The 22,351-nt window shown below is 62.4% G+C and carries 18 protein-coding genes; 14 read left to right on the top strand and 4 right to left on the bottom strand.

Annotated features, from left to right (window positions below):
• Window positions 1-120 precede the first annotated feature (120 nt).
• The 6 genes from GM79_RS23125 to GM79_RS12760 all read left to right on the top strand — a co-directional run bounded on the left by GM79_RS23125 (window position 121) and on the right by GM79_RS12760 (window position 8,897).
• Complete coding sequence (locus GM79_RS23125; RefSeq protein WP_051718849.1) at window positions 121-1,254, top strand: PA14 domain-containing protein; 1,134 nt, start codon at window positions 121-123, stop codon at window positions 1,252-1,254.
• 77 nt (window positions 1,255-1,331) lie between these two features.
• The gene (locus GM79_RS12740) at window positions 1,332-2,441 is read left to right on the top strand and encodes a TlpA disulfide reductase family protein (protein ID WP_035564443.1); all 1,110 of its coding nucleotides are present in this window, start codon (window positions 1,332-1,334) and stop codon (window positions 2,439-2,441) included.
• A gap of 78 nt (window positions 2,442-2,519) precedes the next feature.
• Window positions 2,520-3,797, top strand: coding sequence for a hypothetical protein (locus GM79_RS12745; RefSeq protein WP_035564445.1), 1,278 nt, complete (start codon window positions 2,520-2,522; stop codon window positions 3,795-3,797).
• A gap of 88 nt (window positions 3,798-3,885) precedes the next feature.
• Window positions 3,886-4,491 carry a hypothetical protein gene (locus tag GM79_RS12750; protein WP_035564448.1) on the top strand — a complete coding sequence of 202 codons (606 nt, stop codon included), beginning with the start codon at window positions 3,886-3,888 and terminating at the stop codon, window positions 4,489-4,491.
• A 384-nt stretch (window positions 4,492-4,875) separates the two neighbouring features.
• Complete coding sequence (locus tag GM79_RS12755; protein ID WP_035564450.1) at window positions 4,876-7,836, top strand: Tn3 family transposase; 2,961 nt, start codon at window positions 4,876-4,878, stop codon at window positions 7,834-7,836.
• 413 nt (window positions 7,837-8,249) lie between these two features.
• On the top strand, window positions 8,250-8,897 hold the full coding sequence (locus GM79_RS12760; protein ID WP_152559981.1) for a response regulator transcription factor: 648 nt from the start codon (window positions 8,250-8,252) through the stop codon (window positions 8,895-8,897).
• 199 nt (window positions 8,898-9,096) lie between these two features.
• Here GM79_RS12760 and GM79_RS12765 read toward each other — a convergent pair whose 3' ends face one another.
• The 3 genes from GM79_RS12765 to GM79_RS12775 form a co-directional block, all read right to left on the bottom strand.
• Window positions 9,097-9,882 (bottom strand): Fic family protein, encoded by a 786-nt coding sequence (locus GM79_RS12765; RefSeq protein ID WP_051718850.1) that lies wholly within the window; start codon window positions 9,880-9,882, stop codon window positions 9,097-9,099.
• The gene (locus GM79_RS12770) at window positions 9,879-10,181 is read right to left on the bottom strand and encodes a hypothetical protein (protein WP_081867738.1); all 303 of its coding nucleotides are present in this window, start codon (window positions 10,179-10,181) and stop codon (window positions 9,879-9,881) included. Before GM79_RS12770 ends, GM79_RS12765 begins: the two co-directional genes overlap by 4 nt.
• A gap of 168 nt (window positions 10,182-10,349) precedes the next feature.
• On the bottom strand, window positions 10,350-11,123 hold the full coding sequence (locus GM79_RS12775; protein WP_035564456.1) for a replication initiation protein: 774 nt from the start codon (window positions 11,121-11,123) through the stop codon (window positions 10,350-10,352).
• Window positions 11,124-11,295: 172 nt separating this feature from the next.
• On the opposite strand from GM79_RS12775, the gene GM79_RS12780 reads away from it, so the two are divergent.
• A complete protein-coding gene (locus GM79_RS12780; protein ID WP_035564458.1) occupies window positions 11,296-12,039 on the top strand; it encodes a ParA family protein in 744 nt (247 codons plus the stop codon).
• Between the two features lie 14 nt (window positions 12,040-12,053).
• Window positions 12,054-12,557: a hypothetical protein gene (locus GM79_RS12785; protein WP_035564460.1), complete on the top strand. Its 504-nt coding sequence runs from the start codon at window positions 12,054-12,056 to the stop codon at window positions 12,555-12,557.
• 19 nt (window positions 12,558-12,576) lie between these two features.
• Here GM79_RS12785 and GM79_RS12790 read toward each other — a convergent pair whose 3' ends face one another.
• Window positions 12,577-13,491: a replication initiation protein gene (locus GM79_RS12790; RefSeq protein ID WP_035564462.1), complete on the bottom strand. Its 915-nt coding sequence runs from the start codon at window positions 13,489-13,491 to the stop codon at window positions 12,577-12,579.
• An 827-nt stretch (window positions 13,492-14,318) separates the two neighbouring features.
• Here GM79_RS12790 and GM79_RS12795 point away from each other — a divergent pair.
• From GM79_RS12795 to GM79_RS12820, 6 genes are all read left to right on the top strand, one after another.
• Window positions 14,319-14,909 (top strand): recombinase family protein, encoded by a 591-nt coding sequence (locus tag GM79_RS12795; RefSeq protein ID WP_035560197.1) that lies wholly within the window; start codon window positions 14,319-14,321, stop codon window positions 14,907-14,909.
• A gap of 91 nt (window positions 14,910-15,000) precedes the next feature.
• Window positions 15,001-15,615 (top strand): RNA polymerase sigma factor, encoded by a 615-nt coding sequence (locus GM79_RS12800; protein ID WP_035560196.1) that lies wholly within the window; start codon window positions 15,001-15,003, stop codon window positions 15,613-15,615.
• Window positions 15,612-16,052: a hypothetical protein gene (locus GM79_RS12805; protein WP_035560194.1), complete on the top strand. Its 441-nt coding sequence runs from the start codon at window positions 15,612-15,614 to the stop codon at window positions 16,050-16,052. Before GM79_RS12800 ends, GM79_RS12805 begins: the two co-directional genes overlap by 4 nt.
• A gap of 59 nt (window positions 16,053-16,111) precedes the next feature.
• Window positions 16,112-16,546 (top strand): hypothetical protein, encoded by a 435-nt coding sequence (locus GM79_RS12810; RefSeq protein WP_035560193.1) that lies wholly within the window; start codon window positions 16,112-16,114, stop codon window positions 16,544-16,546.
• Window positions 16,547-16,886: 340 nt separating this feature from the next.
• A complete protein-coding gene (locus GM79_RS12815; RefSeq protein ID WP_035560191.1) occupies window positions 16,887-19,241 on the top strand; it encodes an outer membrane beta-barrel protein in 2,355 nt (784 codons plus the stop codon).
• A gap of 56 nt (window positions 19,242-19,297) precedes the next feature.
• Window positions 19,298-22,318, top strand: coding sequence for a Tn3 family transposase (locus GM79_RS12820; protein WP_035560189.1), 3,021 nt, complete (start codon window positions 19,298-19,300; stop codon window positions 22,316-22,318).
• Window positions 22,319-22,351: the final 33 nt, after the last annotated feature.

Genomic DNA, 22,351 nt, shown 5'->3' on the forward strand with positions numbered 1-22,351 from the left:
ACACCTACTGGTAGGGAGGCCGAAAAAGGAGGCACTTCGTTCGATTTCCTTGCTGCTACAAGAAGGCCAACAAATAACCCCGTTTAGCAACCACTTTCTAAAATCCATTATCCTCCCCGCATGACTTGGTACCAATGGAGTTTCGGGTGGTGGTTGGCTGTGGCGCCGGTTACCGGCGGGCAGGCGCAGGTCCCGGTGGGCGACGGCCTGCAAGGCGCTTATTACGAGGGCCGCAACTTCGAGCGGTATGTCTCGACCCGCCGCGACGAGATGCTCAATTTTGACTGGCACGAACACCACCCGGTGGCTGGGGTGGCCGCCGAGCAGTTTTCGGTGCGTTGGACAGGCTGGCTGGTGCCCCCCAGCACGGGACCTTACGTGTTGCATATCAGTGCGGATGACGGCGTGCGCTTGTGGTTGGGCAACCGCCCGCTACTCGACGATTGGCGGAACCACGGGCAGAGTTACTACCAAATCGCCATTACCCTCCGCGCCGGGGAAGCATACCCCTTGCGGCTGGACTATTGCCAGGCCGACTCCGCTAGCCGGGTGCAGCTGGCCTGGAAACCGCCCGCTGCGCCGGCTGATGCCGCCACCGAGCGCAATCGGGGAGGCTTGTTAGCAGGCCAAGGCGAGGCCGTTGTCATCCCGACGCGCTATTTATTCAGCGCCGCCCCGCGCCTTCCCCCGGTCCCACAGCCAGTAGCAGCTATTCCCCTCAGCCCCCCATCTAGACCGGCCGAGCAGCCAGCGGCTACCACGAGCGTGGTGGTGGTACAACCCGCTACCGAGCCCTTTGTAACCTCCCGCCCGCGCAGCTATTTAGCCATGAGGGCGAGCCGGCCGCTCGTTCCAAACGCACTCGCACCCCTCGATGCGGGCCGGGTAGCAGCGGTGGCGGCTCGCTTGGCCACGGGCAAAAAAATGACGATGGGCACACTGTATTTTGAGCAAAGCCAATCTGCTTTACTGCCGGCTGTACGGGGTAGCCTCGACACCCTGGCGCAAGCATTGGCCAGGCTCCCGACCCTGCGCCTCGAAGTCCAGGGGCATACCGATAACCAGGGCAACCCGCTTATCAACCTGCGGCTTTCGCAGCAACGCGCCGCGGCCGTGTGCGCGTACCTGGCCAACCACGGCGTAGCGGCCAGTCGCTTGCGAGCGGTTGGATACGGGGGCTCCCGACCGGTGGCCGACAACAGCCAACCCAGGGAGCGTGCCGGCAACCGGCGCGTCGTGCTGAAGCCACTCTGACGTCAGGAAATAAGCGGCTTGGCTGCCAAGTCGAAAGGCTCGCCCATTCATTTAACAACCCCCAACCCACTGCATTCATGAAAAACCTCCTTTACAGCGCCTTACTCCTGCTGCCCACGCTGGCCCAGGCCCAAACCGAACACTTTGTCTTGAAAGGAACCGTCGGGGCTAAGGCCGGCGTCACCAAGGTATACTTGCACTGGGGCCTTCCCAACAACGGGTTTGGGGAAGATTCCGTCGCCGTGAAAAACGGCCGTTTCGAGTTTCGGGGCACCCTCGCCGAGCCGGCAGGGGCCACCCTGGCGCTGAGTCACCACGGCACCTCGTATAAGAAATCGCGCGATTATACCTTGTACCCTTTTTTCCTGGAACAAGGCACCTTGACCTGGTCCACCCCTGACTCGGCCGCGAAAGCCGTCGTGCGGGGGACGCCGCTCAACGACGCATTCGCCCGGCTGCAAGCCTCGCTCAAGCCCCTCAACGACCAAGCTGCCGCCCTGCGCAAGAGCCACGCCACCGAGCCGCAGCTCGAAGCCGGCCTTGAGGCCATCGAGGCCGCGCAGCAGCAGGTACGGGCCGATTACGTGACGGCGCACCCGGACGCACGGTTCAGCCTGTTCGTGCTGCAGGAGCTGGAGTGGAGCAAGCACGACCTGGAGCGTTATGCCGGGTGGTACCAGGGCCTAAACGAGGGCCTGCGAACTTCCCCGCGCGGCCAGCGCATCGGCGCGCGGATAAAGCGGCTGCAACAGGTGGCCGTGGGGGCCATCGCCCCGGATTTCACGCAAAACACCCCCGACAACGTGCCCGTGACGCTCAGTCGCCTGCGCGGCCAGTACGTGCTGATTGATTTCTGGGCCAGTTGGTGCGGCCCCTGCCGCCAAGAAAACCCCAACGTCGTAAAGGCCTACAACGAGTTCAAAGGCAAAGGCTTCACCGTCATCGGCGTGTCGCTGGACAACCCCAATGGCCGCGAGGCTTGGCTCCGCGCCATCGCCAAAGACGGCCTGACGTGGACCCAGGTGTCCGACCTCAAGTCGTGGAACAACGCCGTGGCGCAGGCATACGGCATCCAGTCCGTTCCCCAGAACTTCCTGCTCGACCCGCAGGGCAAAATTGTGGCCACGAACCTGCGCGGCGAGGAACTGCAAAGCACCCTTGCCAAGCTGCTGAATGCGGCGAACTAACCCGCCAACTGCTCCACCATGGAGCAACTTTTGTGCCTTCATGCCCGATACCCAGGTGGGTGTTTTTTGGTAGCCCTCATGAAAACCTTTACATTCAGCACCCTTCCTCCGCTGAAGGACTTTCAGTTTTTAACCGATTCTTCGGGCTATGTTTTGACCCAAACGGGGCAACTGTATCGCTTTAATGGGCAGCGCACCACGCGTGTGGAGACCCCGTCGGAATTCACCGTTTCCCATTTTTACTTTCGCGACCAAACCCACGGGGCCCTGGTTGGCATAGGGCAAGCAGACGCAAAACCCCTCCAAAAGGAGGCCGTTGGGGCGGCCGTCCTTCCCCTGCTCCTGCTGCTCTGGCTGGCATGGAAGGGACGTCGCCCCCTTGCCGTTCGCCGCCTGACCTCCGGCCTGGGCGTGCTGTTGCTGGCCAGTGGGGTGCTGCTCTCGTGCCGTTCTGCGTGGCAGCAGTATCGCACTGCAGACCCGGCTTCGCCCCACGCGACAGTGCTCACGCACACGCCACTTGGGCTCTTGTCCTTTCATCGCTACTTCGCCAACAAGGGCCAGCAGGCCTTCGTTGCCCTGACGCCGAATCAGGGCAGCACCTGGGATACCCACCCGATACCGACCAACTTCTACCCCACGGCCCTCGCCGCCGTCGGAGGCAATTTTGTGGTGGGCACGTACGCCCGCCAAGAGGCCGGCCCCATTCCCTTGCACGGTGATGGCGACCTCTGGATTTATGGCACCGAGGCAACCCGCACCCCCCAGTTGGCCACGAATTCCCGGCTGCATCCCTATGGCATCCGCCTCAGCCGGGGCGTAACGGGCATGAAGCTGTCCGCCCTGGATTCGACCCTTTACATCTTCGGCAGCGACCGAATGCCCACTCTCCCGAGTTCAGTTATGAGCGCTACTGCGGGCAACATCTACGTGTTGCCGGCCAGCTTACAACCACCTACTAAACTGGTCGACACCCCAGATACGGTCGACGTACAATCACTCTCTCAGGCTGGTACCGGCGAACTATGGGTAACCATGGCCGGCCGCAAACCACACCTGAGCCACGGCAATTTGGGGTACGTGGCGTTACCAACCAAACGCTTGCTGCGCTTGACGGCCGGGCAGTGGCACCCGGTGTTCGCCCCTCCCTTCACTAGCTTTGAACAGGTCGAATTTTTGCCGGGCACCGCGATGGGCTATTTGCTGACGGAAACCGGCGAGGTACTGGAAACCCACACCAACGGCGAGGCGTGGCACCTGCTGGCGAGTCGGGCGGTTCGCAAGCTCCACCCGTGGCGGCAGGCCATCACTTGGTTGCAGGCAGAAAATCAGTTGGTGCTCTACCCAGCGCCCTGAAAAGTGAACGGAGTAATGCCCGTTTGAACCATCCTGTCAGTGGTGCTGGCCGATTTTGTGAACGCTCATATTACTGCTTTCAACCGCCATGAAACGCTTAGTACTTGCACTCCTGTCGGGCGCCTTCCTGCTGACCGGCTGTGTCATTACCCACGCGCCGGGCTTTCACAGCGGCTACGCCCGGCTACCCGACTTGGAGCGGGCAAAAATTCGGTTTTTGCCGGTAAACGAGCCCATTTCCACGGTTGCCAACGGGCTGTTGTATGCCGTTACTGCGCAAAGCTTGCTCCAAACCCTGCCCGCGAACGACACAACGTTGGTTTACCTCTGGGCACCGTACTGCCATGGCCGCGGGTGTGCCTCCCTACAAAGCGTGGAAGAACGCTGCCGCCGCCAGGGGTACCGTTTCCAGGCCGTGGTCGAATACTACGCCGACATGGAACAAATCAACTTGCAGCCGCCACTGGAACATCCCTTACTGGCCATCAACCACCCCTATTATCGGTCGGATTACGCCCCAACCTACGTGCGCTTGTTTCAGGCCGCCTTGCGCCAAGACCGCCCGCTCCCCGACAGCTTACAAAACGCCCGGTACTACGTGTTTCACGGCCACACCTTCGTGCGGGCCTGCAACGCGCTGCCCGGGGTGAGCCCGCAGTTTCTGCCCGCGCAGCCGTTGCGCAGTTTTCATTAGCGGACCGCGCGTGGGCGGGTGACCTTTGGCGTTAACGGTCGCTTGTTACCCCCTATCGCAGGTGAAGCCGGGCCCGGGCCCAGCGTTTGGGAGTCGATGCCTCGCCGTTCCAATATCTTATTGTAGCGACGGCTGTCGAAGGGCTTGAGTTGCCGGTACGGGCTACCGGTGGCCTGTTGCACCAGTGGGTAGAGGCTGGTTTCGATATTTAGATAGCGCATGTAAGGGGTGTCGGCGGCATTGCCTGCCGGCGGGATGCCGTTGTACACAAAAAAACCTTCGTTTTACTGTACATTCAGAAACAGCCTTTACATTGACTTGTGCTGGCATAGAAGGGATGAATGCCCCTTGTAGCCTATCGGTCTGCTCACTCCCCAGTTGCCTATGCCTCGTCGTTCTACGCTCTCCGCCGCCGAGCGGGAGCAACTGCTCGCCTTGCCTGAAACCTCCGAGGAGTTTATCCGGCACTACACGTTCAGTGAGGCCGACCTCTCGTTAATTCACCAGCACCGCGGCGCGGCGAACCGACTGGGCTTCGCCATGCAACTCTGCTACCTGCGCTTTCCGGGCGTCGTGTTGGGTGTGGACCAGTTGCCGGCCCCTTCCCTGCTCGCATTCGTGGCCGCGCAACTGAAGCTCCTGGCCCCGGAGTGGGCCGTCTATGGCCGGCGTGAGCAAACCCGGCGCGAGCACCTGGTGGAACTGCAAGCGGCTTTCGGGTTCCAGACGTTTGCCCTGCCGCATTATCGGGCCGCCGTGCCCTGGCTAACCGACGTTGCGCTGCAAACGGACAAAGGCGTGCTACTCGTTCAGGCCCTGATGGGGCATTTGCGCCGCCAAGGCATCCTATTGCCCGCGGTGGCCGTCCTCGAACGACTCAGCGCGGAGGCCCTGACGCGGGCCAATCGGCAGCTCTACGACACGTTGACAGAGGGCCTTACCCTGGAAACCCGGCAGGGACTGGAAGACCTGCTCACCCGCCGCGAAGGCAGCAGCCTGACCTGGCTGGCCTGGCTCCGCCAAGCGCCCGCCGCCCCGACGTCGCGCCAGATGGTGGAACACCTGGCCCGCCTCGCGTCGTGGCAACACCTGGGCCTGCCGGCTGAACTGGCGCGCCGGGTACACCAGAACCGGCTGCTCAAAATTGCCCGCGAGGGGGCGCAGATGACCCCGGCCGACCTGGCCCGGTTTGAGCCCGCTCGTCGCCTGGCCACGCTGGTGGCCCTGGCACTGGAAGGCACGGCCACGGTGCTGGACGAATTGCTCGACCTGCACGACCGCATCATAGGCAAGGTGTTCAACGCGGCGAAGAACAAGCACCAGCAGCAATTCCAGGCCGCAGGCAAGGCCATCAACCAGCAGCTTCGCCTGTTTGGGCAAATTGGCCAGGCCCTGCTCACGGCCCGCACGACGGGGGCGGACCCGTTCGTGGCCATCGAATCGGTCCTGCCGTGGGAAGACTTCACCGCGAGCGTCGGCGAAGCGCAGCACTTGGCCCAACCCGCCGGCTTTGATTTTCTGCACCGGGTGAGCGAGCACTACGCCACCGTGCGCCGCTACGCCCCCGCGTTTCTGGCGGCCCTGCCGCTGCGGGCGGCCCCAGCGGCCAGAAGCCTCTTGGCGGCGATTGACGTGTTGCGCGAGCTGAACGCGACCGGGGCTCGTAAGCTGACCGCCGATGCACCGACGGCCTTTATCAGCAAACGCTGGCAAAAACTGGTGGTGACGTCGGACGGCCTGGACCGCCGCCACTACGAGCTGTGCGCCCTGGCCGAGCTCAAAAACGCGTTGCGTTCAGGCGATATGTGGGTGGTCGGCTCGCGCCAGTTCAAGGACTTCGAGGAATACCTGGTGCCGGCCCAGCCGTTTGCCGCCCTGCTGGAAGCCGGCCAGCTGCCCCTGGCGGTCGAAGCCGACGGCGAACACTACCTCCGCCAGCGCCTCGCCCACCTGACCCTGCAGTTGGAGACGGTTAACCAGTTAGCCGCCGCCGGCGAATTGCCGGACGCGAGCCTGACGGCGGCGGGGCTCAAAATTACGCCCCTGGATGCCGCCGTGCCGGGGGCGGCCCAGGCCCTGATTGACCAGGTGGCGCGCCTGCTGCCCCACGTCAAGATTACGGACCTGCTGCTGGAAGTCGACGAGTGGACCGGGTTCAGCCGCCACTTCACGCACCTAAAGACCGGGGCCCCGGCCAAGGACCACGTCCTGCTGCTCACCACCCTGCTGGCCGATGGGCTGAACCTGGGCCTGACCAAAATGGCCGAGGCCTGCCCCGGCAGCACCCCCGCCAAACTCGCCTGGCTCCAGGCCTGGCACATCCGCGACGACACCTATTCGCTGGCCCTGGCCGAGCTGGTCAACGCCCAAGGGCGCCAGCCCTTCGCGGCCCATTGGGGCGACGGCACCACGTCCTCGTCGGACGGGCAGCGGTTTCGGGCCGGGGGACGCGCCGAGAGCACCGGGCACATCAATCCCAAGTACGGGGCCGAGCCGGGCCGGCTGTTCTACACCCACGTCTCGGACCAGTACGCGCCCTTTAGCAGTCAAGTGATTAACGTGGGCGTGCGGGATGCGACCTACGTGCTCGACGGCTTGCTCTACCACGAATCCGACCTGCGCATCGCCGAGCACTACACCGACACGGCCGGCTTTACCGACCACCTGTTTGCCGTGATGCCGCTGCTGAGCTACCGCTTCGCGCCCCGCATCCGCGACCTGAGCGAGACGAAGCTGTACGTGCCGCCGGGCTCCCCGGCGTACGAGGCCTTACAGCCGCTGCTAGGCGGAACCCTCAATGTGCGCCACATCCTGGCCCACTGGGAGGCCATTCTCCGCCTGGCTACCTCCATCAAGCAAGGCACCGTGACCGCCTCGCTCATGCTGCGCAAACTCGGCAGCTACCCGCGCCAGAACGGGCTGGCCGTGGCCCTGCGCGAACTGGGCCGCATCGAGCGGAGCTTATTCATTCTGGACTGGCTGCAGAGCGTCGACTTGCGCCGCCGCGTACAGGTCGGGCTCAACAAAGGCGAAGCTCGCAACGCGCTGGCCCGGGCCGTCTTCTTCCACCGGCTGGGCGAAATCCGGGACCGGGGCTTCGAGCAACAGCGCTACCGGGCCAGCGGTCTGAATCTGCTCACGGCCGCCATTGTGTTGTGGAACACAGTATATATACAACGTGCCGTGCAAGCCTTGTGGGCTCATGGTCAGACTGTAGATGAGGCGCTGTTGCCCTACTTATCGCCGCTGGGCTGGGAGCACATCAACCTGACCGGGGACTATTCCTGGCGCACGAAACGGGCGGCTGGCAAGTTTCAGCCCCTACGGCCCCTTTCCAGGCCTTAACGTGCTATTTTTTCCGTTTCCTGAGACGCCCCCTACGTGTACTGCGGGACCGAGCGCTACGAAAACAGCGCCCCCGCCCTGCGCCAGCTCCAGGCGCTGGACCTGCCGGCGTAAGCAGAATAAAGCACTCAGGGCAAAGCCCTGCCGGCCAGAACGCCACGCCCGGAAGGCACCGGCGGCGGAAATATCCCGTCAATTGGGAACCAGCAAGCGTACAGGAGGTGTCTTTTTTAGGCGATACTATAATTCGTAGTATTTCTACTTGTGCTTTATTGATAAAACAGGAAGTGTGTCCCCATAAATAGGGACACGCGTGGTGGTGTGGTACTGAACTGAGCAGTCGAATTTTGCGGCACCCGCTTTGGCTCAGGCCGTGGGCACCGACTGTTTTCCCTACCTCACCTATTCGCCCCGTGTCCTCGCTTTCTCCTGCCATGCCCTTGGGTGAGGTCTTGCCGCCCGTTCCTGTCGGCCCGCTGCGCCTGGCCATCGTCGAAGACGACGTCGTTATTCGTGAGCTGCTACACCGTTACCTCAGCGCCTGCCCCGAATTCGACTGCGTCATCGTTGCCGGCAGCATCGAGGCGTTCCGGCACGAACTCGACCTGCATCAGCCGCCGCAGTTGCTGCTGCTGGATGTAGGCCTGCCCAGCGAAAGCGGCCTGCAGGCGCTGCCCGCGCTAATAGCGCAGCTCCCGGACTTGTGGGTGCTGGGGCAAACCACTCACGACGCGGCCGACACCATTTTTCAGGCCCTGCGGCTGGGGGCGCGCGGCTGCGTGGTGAAGGGCGGCACCCCGCTGCCGGCCTACCGCCAGGCCCTGCTCGACGTGGCCGCCGGCGGAGTCGTGATGAGCCCGTCGGTAGCCCGCAAGATGCTGGCCTACTTCACGCCCGTCTCCCTGCAAACGGCCCTGCTCAGCGAGCGGGAGCGGCAGGTACTCGAAGGCCTGGTGGCCGGCCACACCGAGCAAACCATCGCCGCGCAGCTGGGGCTGGGCCCAGCCACGGTACGCACCTACGTGGTACGCCTCTACGACAAGCTGCGCGTGGCCGGCTAGCACGAGAGGCTGGCCCGCGCCGCCCAGGGCAAGCTGTACCCCCTTATACTGTCTGCCAGGCAGTCATTGCAGCTTGCTCACTTACCATTTGCACCAAACGTTTAATCCAGACCACCCGTGGAGGTCATACAAGTAACATTAGTAATACCAGTAACACTGATAACATTAGTAACACGGGTAACACTTATCGTCATTGAAATTAAAGGGGCTTTGACGGCTCAGCAGCCGTCAGCTGATATGTCAATGACTTGCCGTGCTGACCCCGCATAAAATCAAAGAATACCGTTAAGTCATCCGCGACGCGGCTTTCTTCCAGTGCCGCGAAATACGCCTGCCGGTCCTCGCGGAACACAATGGTCAGGGGCTGGCCATAGTAGCGCTGCACGTAATTCATCAACAGGCGGGAAGTGCGCCCGTTGCCATCGTTGAAGGGATGGATGCTGACCAGGCGCTGATGGGCTTCAAAGGCCAGCTCCAGCTGCTCGCGCAACGTGGTGGCCACCGGCATCCGCTCGCGTAGCTCGCCGCTGAGCGCCGCGACCAGGGCCGGCACCTTTTGAGCGTTCGGGAAAGAGCTGGCCCCGACGATGAACACGTTGCCCCGGCGCAGGTCGCCCCGCGTGGGGTCCACGGTGCCCAGGGCCGTGTTGGTCGGCCGGCCGGTGGACTGCATCACGGCCGCTGCCAGCTCGCGCAGCAGGGCCGGGCCGGGCAGCTGCCGCGCATCCGCCCGCTGCAAGGCCAGGTCCAGGGCGCGGGCGTGGTCGCCCAGCATGTCGTAGCCGGCCAGCGGCTTGCCCGGCCCCAGGGTGGGGGCCGCCCCGAGCAGAAAGTCAAACGCTTCCAATACCGTCACGCGGGAGCCCTCAATCATAGTCGAGTGCGCCGACACCATAACCTGGCTAAGCTGCTGGCTGGTCTGCTGCCGGCTGGTTGGCAGCTGCTGCACCCGCTGCGTCAGCTCCTCAAGCTGCGTCCACGTCATGCGGCGTGCCGGAGGGTGGCCGCCCGCAGCGCGGCCACGTCCACGGTGGCCAGGGGCAGGGGCGCGGTCAGGCCCGCGCCATAAATCAGGTCCGCCGCCCAGGCTGCCAGGTCGGCCGCGTAAATCATCCGCCGGCCCGCTTCGTCCTGGTACTCGGTTTTGCCCGTCATAAACACCTCCAGACCGGGACGCAGGGCCGCCGGCACGTCGGCCAGCGCCTGGTCAGCCAGCGACGGGTTAAGGAGCCCGTTTAGGTAGTCCCGGAGGGCCTGGTAAGCATCTTGGCTGGAAGAAGTCATGAGAATCAGGTAAGGCAGGCTGCACACGCAGCAACCAAAAGTAACGATTTTAGCCCGATTTTACCCTATTCCCATCTTACTTTGGCCAGGTAACATCAGTAACACAAGTAATACTAGTAACATTGGTAATACCGGTAATACCAAGTTAGAAGAAGGTTACCGGGCCGGTTAGGAAAGCAGCTGAGCATCCGAGCCCGCCGCCGGTGGCAGCATGGGCAGGGCTTGGGACTTCACCGTAAACGCGAGGTAGAAAACAGCCCGGCCGTGTTTTTCCAAGTGAGCGTCAATCCGCAGGTCGGTGGTGGCATTAATCTGCTCGATAGCCGCTTCCAATACGTGCTTGCGGAAAGAGGTGAAGCCCCGCTGCTTTTCGTGGCCCTGCTCATCCAGTAAGCCCAGCAGCTGCTTGAAATCGGGCACGGTGAAGGTGGGCGTGCGCCCCTTGGCTTTGTAGCGGCAGCACAGGGCATAAATCCGCTTGGTGTGCTTGCTCGAAAGCTGTAGAAACGCCCGCAGACTGGTGGCGGGAATCACGTCGCGCAGTTCGAGTAGATGCGGGATGCCGGTTCGGGCGAGTTTGATTTGCAGCAGGCCCTGTCCCGGCACGGAACGAATGCGGTCGAAAAGGCGCAGCGGCCGGTACTGCTCCTGCTTGCCCCGGATGGTCAGCGGTTGAGCCACCAGCGCCGCGGCTGCGGCCACCACGTAGCTGTAGTTATGCTTTTTGCCCGCCGCTGCGGAAAAGCCACCAAGCCACAGCTCCACCGTGCGGGTAGCCGTCTCTTCTTCCAGCGTGGAGAGAAAGTAAAACAACAGGTCGAGCTGCAAGCCGCTGTAGGCAAAGCGGGCCGTGGTCAGGTCGGGGAGCCAGGTGGCGGGCAGCACGCGGGGCGGGGCGGATGCTTGCCGGGCCGCGGGCCGCTGGAGGGGATGACGGGGCATGAGGCGGGTGGTGAGGTGCGGTAAGCGAAAAGCGTATGTGGGCCAATTCCAGAATCCTACTGGCTTTTCAAGGAGAAAAAATTGCTATCGGTAACATTAGTAACACGGGTAATATAGGTAACATTGGTACGATAAGTAACACGGGTAACACTCCGTTGCGTATGTTTGCGCCATGAGCAAAATACTCGCGTTTACAAACCAAAAGGGGGGAGTGGGCAAAACTACGTCCACGGCCAACGTCGGGGCGGGCCTCGCCCGGGCCGGCCAGCGGGTGCTGCTGGTGGACCTGGACCCCCAGGCCAACCTGACCAAAGGCCTGGGCCTGGTCGATGCCGAGCAGAACGTGTACGGGGCGTTGCTGGGCGAGTACCGCCTGAAAGCCTACTCGCTGCACGAGAATCTGGCGTTGGTGGCGGGCTCCCCGGCCCTGTCAGGTTTCGAGAAGGTCAAGGGCGACGAGCTGGACCGCGAGTTTCTGCTGAAGGAGTTACTCGAACCCCTGCGCGAGCGTTGCGACTACATTCTGCTGGATTGCCCGCCGGCCCTGGGCCTTGTCACTCTCAACGCCTACGCCTGCGCCCAGGCCCTCTATGTGCCGTTGGAAGCCCAGATGTACGCCGCTGACGGCTTGGAGAAGGTGCTGGAGCTGGTCGGCCGGGTGCGGCGGCGCCTGAACCCCGGTCTGTCGGTGGGCGGCATCTTCTTCACCCGCCACGACGGCCGCAAAATTCTGCGCCGCGAGACGGCCGAGGAACTACGGGCGCTGTATCCGGGCCTGGTCCTGACCAGCTTCATTCGCGAGAGCATTGCCCTGGGCGAAGCCCCCCACTTGGGCCAGGACATTTTCACCTACGCCCCGCAGAGCGCCGGGGCCACCGACTACCAGGCGCTGGTGGCCGAGATTCTCACCCGCTAATCCGTTCGCTTCTCATGGCTAAGACCTTCAAAAACCTGCCCCGCCCCAGCGAGTCAACCGCGCCCAAGCCCACGTCGGAACGCGACTTTTTCGACCTCAGCGACGTACCCGCGCCAGAAAAAAAGGCAGCTGAAAATCCAGAAACGGCATATATCACCGGTAATATTGGTAACACTGGTAATACCAGTAACACGGATAACATCGGTAACACAACAGAGAAGACGAAGCCTGTTTCAGTACTCGCCGCCGTGCCCGCTCCTGCCAGTGCCGCGCCCGATGGTGTGCGGCAAACCTTCGTGCTGAGCCGGGGCCATCTGGAGCAGCTGCGCGATTTTGTGCACGCCCGCCGGGTCCAGGGCGACTACAGCTACTCGCAGAAGCAGGCCCTCCAGGAAGCCCTGGAATTGCTCTTCGCCGGGGCAGCCCCGGCCCCGCCGCGGCCGGCCCAGGCCCGCGAGCAGGAGCAGCAGCGCCGGCAGCGCATCCAGCAGGGCCGCCAGGGCAGCACCGGCGAGTAGCCGGGCCGGGCGTCCCCGCCTAGACGCCGAAGAGCTTGGCCGTGTACGCGCCGACGTTTTCCAGCTCGTGGTTGGCCGCCCGCAGCTGAATCTTATGCAGCTGCCGGTTGATGTCGGCGAGCGAATGCAGGGTCAGCACTTTGTGGGCCTGGTCCGGGCGCAGGCCGAAGTGGGTCGTGAGCCGGCCGAATACGGCCGCGTTTGGGCCCTCGTACGCCACTATCTGCTGCTTGGGGTGGTAGTGGACCTGAAATTCGATTTGCGTCACGCTACGGCCCTGTTTGAGGGGTTTATAGCTAAAGGAGAGGTCGGCCTTGCCGTTGATTTCGTGTTCCGACGGGTCCAGCACCCGGTTTTTGAAGTGGGTCCACTTCTCGTAGCGGTCCTTGCCCGTCTTAGGGTCGATGATGTCGAGCTGCTGCTTGAGCTGCTGCACGTCGATGCGGAAGGACTTATCCGGCAGGTTCTTGTACATGGAAAACAGCTCATAGAGCCGCTTGGCGTACTTGCTGTTCAGCGTCAGCGCCGTGTGCAGCTGCATCGTGGTGAAGCGCTCCTTCAACTCCACGTACAGCGGGCGCACCTTCTGGCTCAGCTCCAGCTCGATGATGCCCTGGCCGGTCATGTACTCGGCCGACGCGACGAACGTCGCCTGCAGCAGGTGCCCGTTGGGCAGAGTCGTTTCAAAGTAGCGGGTGATGAGCCGCTTGGTGGCGCGATGCAAGTCAGCCACTTTGATGGTCTCCCCCGTGAGGGCCATCAACTCTCGGGCGGACACTTGGTAGAGCGTGTTGGGCGCATCGTCTTTTTTGATGCTGGCCATGACCATGTACAGGATGTTCTTCTCCAGGGCGGACATCTCGTAGCGGGCCACCGTCAGGGCGTTGTCCTGCCAGAGTGTAGCCCCATCAAGCGGGGTAGGAACGTGCTTCATAAAGCAAAGCTAACAAAGTTGTCGTTTAAAAGAACCAGACAACTTACGTACGGCAATACCCACGAACTTTTTGACAACCTTCACGGGCTTCCCACGAACTTTTTGACAACTTTCAACCCCGGTTTCACGAACTTTTTGACAACTTTCACGAACTTTTTGACAACTTTCACGAACTTTTTGACAACTTTGGTGCTCTGGCGGCGTTGCTAATCAAGTAGTTACGGCACCCCCAAATAACAAGTAATGAAAAAGAATTGTCACAAATAATTGAACGCGCAGGCGAAGGCTTTTAAAGTGTTCGGGAAGAGGGGCATCTGAACGACAGTCAAGAGAAAAGCAAAAATCAACCAACGAAAGCTTCGCACACCAGGGCGCGGCCGACTATAAACTATATATTACTAGTAATTAAAGATTTATAACTATAAATGTTGAGCTTGTACTAACTAATGCTAATGGTGGTTATTGCGTGCAAATCATTAGCCTAATCACCCGCATTGGTCACTGAATATGGCCCACCAAGGGCCTCCCAAAAAGACCATCTTGTTTCAAGTTCTGCTTGTAGTTCGTGTTAAAAACAGGTTAGATTAGACAGGTATTTTTTGTACTTTCAGATTATGTCTCTTTAGGGGTAGCACAAGAGTAGGAACAGAAAGTATCGGTAGGGGAAAACTGCGTGGTCGGCTGTCTCAAAATACGGCCGTTTTAGCGGCCCACCCGCCTGGCCTGCTTTGCGCCCCGAAAAGCGACCAAAGATTGTCTCATTTCCTGTTCTCACCAATCAACGACTCGCTATCTTCGCCTCCGTTGACTTCCTGAGAAAAACTACCATGATTTTCGGCTATGCCCGTGTGAGCACCTCCGACCAGCAGCTGCACCTGCAGACCGATGCCTTGCAGGCTTACGGCTGTGCCGAGGTGGCCCAGGAAAAAGTGTCATCCGTGAAAGAGCGTCCGGCACTCCAACACCTGTTGGCCCGGCTGCGGCCCGGCGACACGCTCGTGGTCTGGAAGCTGGACCGGCTGGGCCGTTCGCTGAAGGACCTAGTCACGTTGGTGACGGGGTTTCAAGACAACGGCATCCACTTCGTCAGCCTACAGGACCACCTGGATACGACCACGGCGCAGGGCCGGCTTATGTTCAATCTGTTCGCCTCACTGGCCGAGTTTGAGCGCGACATTATCCGCGAGCGCACCAAGGCCGGACTGACGGCTGCCCGGGCGCGGGGACGACAGGGCGGTCGGCCCAAAGGCCTCTCGAAGGAAGCCCTCTCCAAGGCGCAGGCGGCGAAGACGCTTTACTTGCAACAGGACAAAACGGTGGCGGAAATCGGACAACTGCTGGGCGTGGGACGAGCGACGATTTACCGGTACCTCGCGCACTTGGATGTACCCACTGGCGGCACCCGTACGCCGGCTTGAGTCGCCTGCACAAACGCTTTTTCGCAAACGGAGTGACTGCCGAAAAAAGTCTTTATGCAACATCATTCCGACTGACCGGTCTCATGCCTAGATGAGCAAACTGCCCGCCTTCCCCGTGACCGACCAGCAGCTTGTGGCGCAGGTGCTGGGAGGAAATACCGCGGCTTTTGGGCAAATCGTGCAGCGCACGGAGGGGCTGGTCACGCAGATGGTATTCAAAATGATTCGCCACCCCGCGGACCGTCCGGATGTCGCGCAGGAAGTGTACCTGAAGGTTTTTAAGCATTTGGCCGGGTTCAAGTTTCAAGCAAAGCTTTCCACGTGGGTCGGTCAGATTGCCTACAACACGTGCCTGCATTACCTGGAAAAGAAGCAACTGGTGCTAGTGGACTTGTCGGAGCACAAGCCGGACAACTCGTCGGACGAAGGCCGTAGTCCCCCCTTCGGTTTAGTGGCCGGGCCAGACTACGACCCGGAAGCGGCCCTTTTTGACCAAGACCTGGCCGGTATTTTAAGCACGGCCATCGAGCAATTGCCCCCGCTCTACCGCACCCTGATTGCCTTGTATCACCAGCAGGAACTGAGCTACGAGGAAATTGCCCAGATAACCTCTCTGCCGGACGGGACCGTGAAAAACTACCTCTTTCGGGCGCGGAAACAGCTAAAACAACAGCTATTGGCCACTTATAAACGAGACGAATTATGACCAGCCCCCATCTCACCGAGCGCGCCCTTCAGGAAGCGGCGGAATCCACCTCCTTGCTGCCGGACTCCCAGGCAGCACACCTGCGCGGCTGCCGCTTGTGTCAGGGCCGGGTGGCTACGTACCAGCATCTGTTCACGGCCGCCGCCCACCTGCCGCCCCCGGTCTTCGCTTTCGACCTCACGGCGAGCGTCCTGGCACAGTTGCCCCGGCCCCAGCCCGCCTTTCCCTGGGTGCTCAGCGGAGTGGCCGCCCTCGTGCTGGCGGTGGTGGTGGCGTTCCTGGCCGTATTTGGCGGCCAGCTGGTACCGATTTTACAAAGCTTGGGCACCGGGCTAGGGGCTGGGCTGCTGGCCGTGACGGGCTTGGTCGTGGCCGGGCAATGCCTGGAATTGCTGACCCGGCACCGCCAGCAAATGCGCCTGCTGACTTTTTCTTGATTTTTTGCAACCTGACTGGCGCTGACCGGTCTCATGCGGTATTACCCCCAACCCGACTTATGAAAAGGTTTCTGTTGCTGCTGTTTTGCTGCCTGACCGCCGGGGAAGCATCGGCCCAATCGGCCCTGCTACCGACCCTTGATGCCAACGCGGTGGAGATTGCGCGACGGGTCATTTTTCCAGCCATCGCCCTTTTCCTGCTCGGCTACTTCGTTTTGGCAGCCATTAAACTGGTACTTAATTACTTACTAAAAAACAAAATAGTTGATACGGCCATCATTTCGGAAAGCGTGGTCGAGCGCCTATTGCCCGGCCCGCAGGACGAGCTAAACAAAGTGGTGAAGTGGGTCGCGTTGCTCCTGAGCACTGGCGCGGGGCTCACGGCGTGTAATTGGTACCTACCCCTGGGCCTGCACTCCGTCATCATCCTAGTGTTCAGCACCGCCTTGGGCTTCCTGGCTTACTATCTATTCCTGCGCCGACAAGCGAAGTAACCCCTCGTAACCCCCTATTCTCGTTAGTTTCGAACGCGAGGGCAGCGAGTACGCGAGGGAAATTACTGCCTCATCTCCTTTTCTTTTTCTGTCATCTTACTTCCAAACCCCGATGAATCAGCCGGTATTCTCAGCTCAATTTACTAGGTATTGCCTGGTAGCTTGTATTGCAATAAACCTTGTCAGTCAATTTCTTATGCCGAATGTTAAAAGAGCTGTCATGCAGCTGTTGCGTCAACTTCTTGATGGCACATCGGCTGTGCGCCGAGGCGGGGGGTGGTGTTGGGGGCTCGTGTTCTTCGTAGCGGGCCTACTGCCTAGTCCGCTCCGTGCGCAGACGTTGGGCGAAGTCTCCGGTACGCTGCTGGACCAGGCAACCCGGCAACCGCTCCCTTTTGCCAATGTGCTGCTTCTGCGGGTGTCCGACTCGGCCCTGGTAGCCAACACCCAAACCGCGGAAAACGGCACCTTTGCGCTGACCAACCTCGCGTTGGGCCGTTACCTGGTGCGGGCCGAGGCGCTGGGCTACCGTTCTATCCGCCGTCCGGCTACGATGGACGCCACTACCCCGGTGGTCCGTTTGGGGGAGTGGGGGATGGTGGCCGCCGCCGTGCAGCTGGGCGGCGTGGTCGTGCAGGGCGAAAAAGCGGCGCTGGTCAACGAGCTGGGTAAAATCGTGCTCAACGTGGACAAAGACCTCAACAGCGCGGGCGGCACGGCGGCGGATGTGCTACAGAAAGTACCCTCGGTGGCGGTGGACGAAAACGGGCAAGTGAGCCTGCGGGGCAACCCGGGCGTCACGCTCTACCTCGACGGCAAGCCAGCTCCCCCCAACCTGCGCCTCGACCAGCTGCCGGCCAGCCGCCTCGAAACCATCGAAGTCATTACCAATCCCGGCGCGCAGTATTCGGCCCAAGGCACGGGGGGCATCATCAATCTGGTGCAGAAAAAACCAACCCAGGATGGCTGGAACGGCGATGCGCTGGTTACGATGGGCACCCGCGACAAATACACGGCGTCCCTCAACCTGAACCGCAAGGTCGGCAACATCAACTTTTTTGGGGGAGTTGACGGGTCGGACAATCTCTTTCGGGGCAGCTCGTCCTTGCAGCAGGTCGCTACGGTAGACGGCAGCACCACCCGCACCGACCAGACGGGCCGAAGCACCCGCGACCAAACCGCAATTGGCGGGCGTCTGGGTGTTGGCTACGCTCCCAGCGACCAGCAGCGCCTGTCCCTCACGGCCCAGTACTACAAACAGGACAACCAGACCGCGCAGGACTTTACCACCCGGCTCACCGACGGCCTTGCCCCCACCATCGACCTGCAAAATCAGAATTCGCAGGTAGAAAACCTCTACAACGCCCGCGTCTCGGGCGATTACCGGCGCACGTGGGCCGCTTACCCCGGCCGGGTGCTGACGGCCAGCGCCACGTACCTTCTGGATGGGGGCACCGTCACGACCCAGCAGCGCGTATTGGATGGCCCCGCCCGCTATTCGCGCAACGCCCGCCAGCAACTACTGGATGTCACCATTCAGATGCCTTCGGCGCAAGTGGACTACGTGCATCCCCTGGACGACAAGCGCGGCTGGGCAGCGGGGGTGAAAACAGACCTCATGGTGACGCCCGGCTCGGCCGATTATTCGGTGCAACCGACGACCGGCGCCGAATTCATTCGGCAGGAAGCCGGCTCGTTCCGGTACAAGTACCGGCAGCTCATTCCGCAGGCTTACGGTTCCTACCAGCACAAGTCGGGTGCGTGGGAATACCAGGGCGGGCTGCGGGCCGAATACACGGGCCTGCAGGCCCAGGTGCTGCCCACGGGCTCGGCCCGCCAACGGATTCTCAACGTCTTCCCCTCAGCCACGGTGGCGCGCACGCTGCCCCACGACCAGCGCCTACAGTTCAGCTACGCGCGCCGGCTAAACCGGCCCAATTTCCTGCAAATCATTGCGCTGCCCATTTATTTGGATGCCCGCAATTACGTGGTGGGCAACCCCGACCTACGCCCCGAGTACGTGCACGTCGCGGAGTTGGGGCACCAGGTAGCCTGGCAGACCACGACGCTGAGCACGACCCTGTTCGGGCGCTTTGCCAGCCAGTCCATCCAAAGCCTGCGCACCATTGATACGCTGGCGACCCGCCTCAGCGGCCAGCCCGATTTCATCACCCGCACCAGCTACGCCAATTTTGGCAACACCGCCAGCTACGGGCTGGAGGTTTCGCTGACGCAAACCATAGCCCCCTGGTGGAAGCTCACGGCGAACGGCTCTTACTACCGCAACCAAGTAGCCAGCTTCAGCGGCGAGGGGACCCGGGCCAACTTCACCGGCACGGCCTATGTCCTGAACACCTTCAACCCCACCAAAACGCTGGCCGTGCAGCTCAGCGGCAACTACCGCGCGCCGCTGGTGGTGCCGCAAGGCCGCTTGCTGGAGGTGTACGGGGTTGACGTGGCCCTCCGCCAGCGCCTCTTTCGCGACCGGGCCGCGCTGACCCTGCGCGTGAGTGACGTATTCAACACGCGCCGCCAGTACACGCAACTCGCGGCCGATGGGCTTGCCGCCGACCTGCGAACCAAATACGAAACGCGCGTGGGCTACCTGGGATTCACCTGGTTTCTGGGGAACAATAAGCCCGCCAGCACCATCGAAAACCAACCCAAAGGTGATACAGGCGGCTTCGGCGGTTAGCGTGGGAACGATGACCAGACGGCTTCCGCCCTTGCGCAACGCTGTCATCCGCTGCCATGCCCGTTGAATTCCTTAGCGACGAGCAGGCCGCCCGCTACGGGCGCTACCCCGCCGACCCCAGTCCGGAGCAACTGGCCCGTTTCTTTTACCTGAGCCCGCAGGACATCCAGTTTCTGGCCGGCTACCGCCGAACCTACACCCAACTCGGGTGCGCCGTGCAGCTGGGTACGTTGCGGTTTTTGGGCACGTTTCTGCCCGTTCCCACGCAGGTTCCGGCCGTTGTGGTACAAACCCTGGCCCGGCAACTGCACCTGACGGCCGATACCTGGAGCGACCAGTACACCCGGCCGAACACCTTGCACGACCACCAGGTACAGGTGGTGGCCTATCTGGGTTTTCGCCCCTTTGACGGCCGCCAGGCGTTCCGCCTGGCCCGCTGGCTTTACGCCCAGGTGCTCACCAGCACCGTGCGGCCCAGCGTGCTCTTCGATTTGGCGACCGCGCACCTGGTGGCCCAGCGCGTCGTACTGCCCGGCGTGACGGTGCTGGCTCGCCTGATTGCGCGGGTGCGCGAGCGCACCGGCCGCCACCTCTACCGCCAGCTCCGTAACCGGTTGAACCCGGTGCAGCAGCAGGCCTTGGAATCGCTGTTGGTCGTGCCGCCTGGCCAGCGGCTCACCCGACTGGAAGCGTTACGTACCGCGCCCACCCGCGTTTCCGGCCCTGCTCTGGTGGCCGCGTTGGGACGGCTGGACCACGTGCGCGCCCTGGGTGTCGGGGACATCTCGCTCCACGACTTGCCCGAAGCCCGCTTGGTGCGGCTGGCCCGCCACGCCCAAGTGGCCTGGGGGCAGACGTTGGCCCGCATGGGGGAGGAACGCCGCCTGGCCACGCTGTTCGCCTTTGTCCAGGCCCTCGAACGCACGGCCACCGACGATGTGCTGGACCTCTTCGACGGGCTGATGACGTCGCTGGCCCTGCGGGGCGAAACGAAGCGCCGCCGCGAACGGCTCCGTTCCCTCAAGGACCTAGACCAGGCCGCGCTAGTGTTGCACCAAGCGGTGCGTATTCTGCTGGACGAATCCGTTCCCGAAGCCCACATTCGGAACCAAGTGCTGGGGCGCATCGGCGAAGCCCCGTTGCGGGCAGCAGCTGACGCAGTGCAGGCGCTGGCCGGTTCCGCAGACGACCCACAGTTCCAGGCGCTCAGCGGCAGCTACGCGACGGTGCGCCGGTTCCTGCCGACCTTGCTGGCGGGCGTTACTTTCGAGGGCGCTCCGTCGGCCAAACCCTTGCTCGACGCGTGGCGCTTCCTACAGGCCCAGGAAGCCGGTGGGCGGGGCCGGCCGAAGTGGGCGGCGGCGCCCCGCTCCCTCGTGCCCAAAAGCTGGGCGCGGCGGGTGTTTCCCGGCAAAGACGAGGTGAACCCGGCGGCGTACACCCTTTGCGTGCTGGACCGGCTGCACCAGGCCCTGCGTCGCCGGGAGGTATTCGTTGCGACAAGTGAGCGCTACGGCGACCCGCGGGCGGAACTGCTGCAAGGTGAGGCCTGGGAGGCGGCGCGGGAGGCGGTGGCCCGCGCCTTGGACCGCTCCCTCGACCCGGCCGTGGAACTGGTTCGGCTCCAGGCACAGCTACGGGCCGCCTACAGGGGAGTGGGCGAAAGCCTGCCGCACAACACGGCGCTGCAGGTGGTGCAGCAGGACGGGCAGCCTTTTGTGCGGGTGAGCCCCTTGTCGGCGCAGGAGGAACCAGCCAGCCTGACGCACTTGCGCGAGCAGCTGGCGGGGCAGTTGCCCCGCGTGGAGCTGGCGGCGCTGCTGTTGGAAGTCGATGCCTTCACGGACTTAACCGGGGCCTTCACGCATGTGGCCGATGGACAAACCAAAGCGCTCGACCTGCCGCTGAGCATTTGCGCCGTTTTATTGGCGCAAGCCTGCAACATTGGCCTAAAGGCAGTGGCCCGGCCCGAAGTGCCCGCCCTGACGCTGCCGCGCTTGTCCTGGGTGCAACAAAACTACGTGCGGGCGGAAACGCTTGCCGCCGCCAACGCCCGTCTGGTGGACGGGCAAGCCCGGTTACCCCTGGCCCAGGCCTGGGGCGGGGGCGAAGTCGCCTCGGCCGATGGCATGCGTTTCGTGGTGCCCGTGCGCACGCTTCATGCCGGGTGGAACCGCAAATACTACGGCTCGCAGCGCGGCGTGACCTACTACAACTTTACCGGCGACCAGTTCACGGGCTTTCACGGCATCGTCATTCCCGGCACCTTGCGCGATTCCCTGTTCATCCTGGCCGGACTGCTGGAGCAGCAAACCAACCTGGACCCGCGCGAAATCATGGCCGATACGCACGGCTACAGCGAGGTCGTCTTTGGCTTGTTTGCGTTGCTGGGCTACCGGTTCAGCCCCCGGCTGGCCGACCTCTCGGACCAGCGCTTCTGGCGCCTGAACAAAGAGGACGACTACGGCCCGCTCAACGAGTTGGGCCGGCACGTCATCCATTCCCGCCTCATTCACGACCATTGGGACGACATGCTGCGGCTGGCGGGCTCGCTCAAGCTGGGCAAGGTCAAAGCCACCGCCGTGATGCGCACGTTGCAGCGGGCGGGTTCGCTCTCGGGCCTGGGCCGGGCGATGGCGGAATTCGGGCGGGTGGAGAAGACGCGCTACCTGCTGGCCTACGTGCAGGACGAGGCCTACCGCCGGCGCATCCTGGTGCAGCTCAACCGCGGCGAGGGCCGCCACGCGCTGGCCCGTGCCGTCTTCCACGGCAAGAAAGGCGAGTTACGCCAACGCTACCGCGAGGGCATGGAGGACCAGTTGGGCGCGCTGGGCCTGGTCGTGAACGCCTTGGTGCTGTGGAACACTCGCTATTTGCAGCAGGCGTTGGAACAGTGGCAAGAAACCGAAGGGAACCTGAACCCAGACGACGTAGCCCGCCTTTCGCCGTTACTGCACGAACACGTCAACATGCTGGGCCGCTACGACTTCACGCTGCCGGAAGCGGTTGCGGCCGGGCAGTTACGCCCGTTGCGCGCCCTCACGGACTGGGAAGCGTCGTTAAGCGAAATGGCCTAGCGATATTTTCTGTTCCTACTCTTGTGCTACCCC

It is taken from the genome of Hymenobacter sp. IS2118 (assembly GCF_000715495.1).
Taxonomy (GTDB): domain Bacteria; phylum Bacteroidota; class Bacteroidia; order Cytophagales; family Hymenobacteraceae; genus Hymenobacter.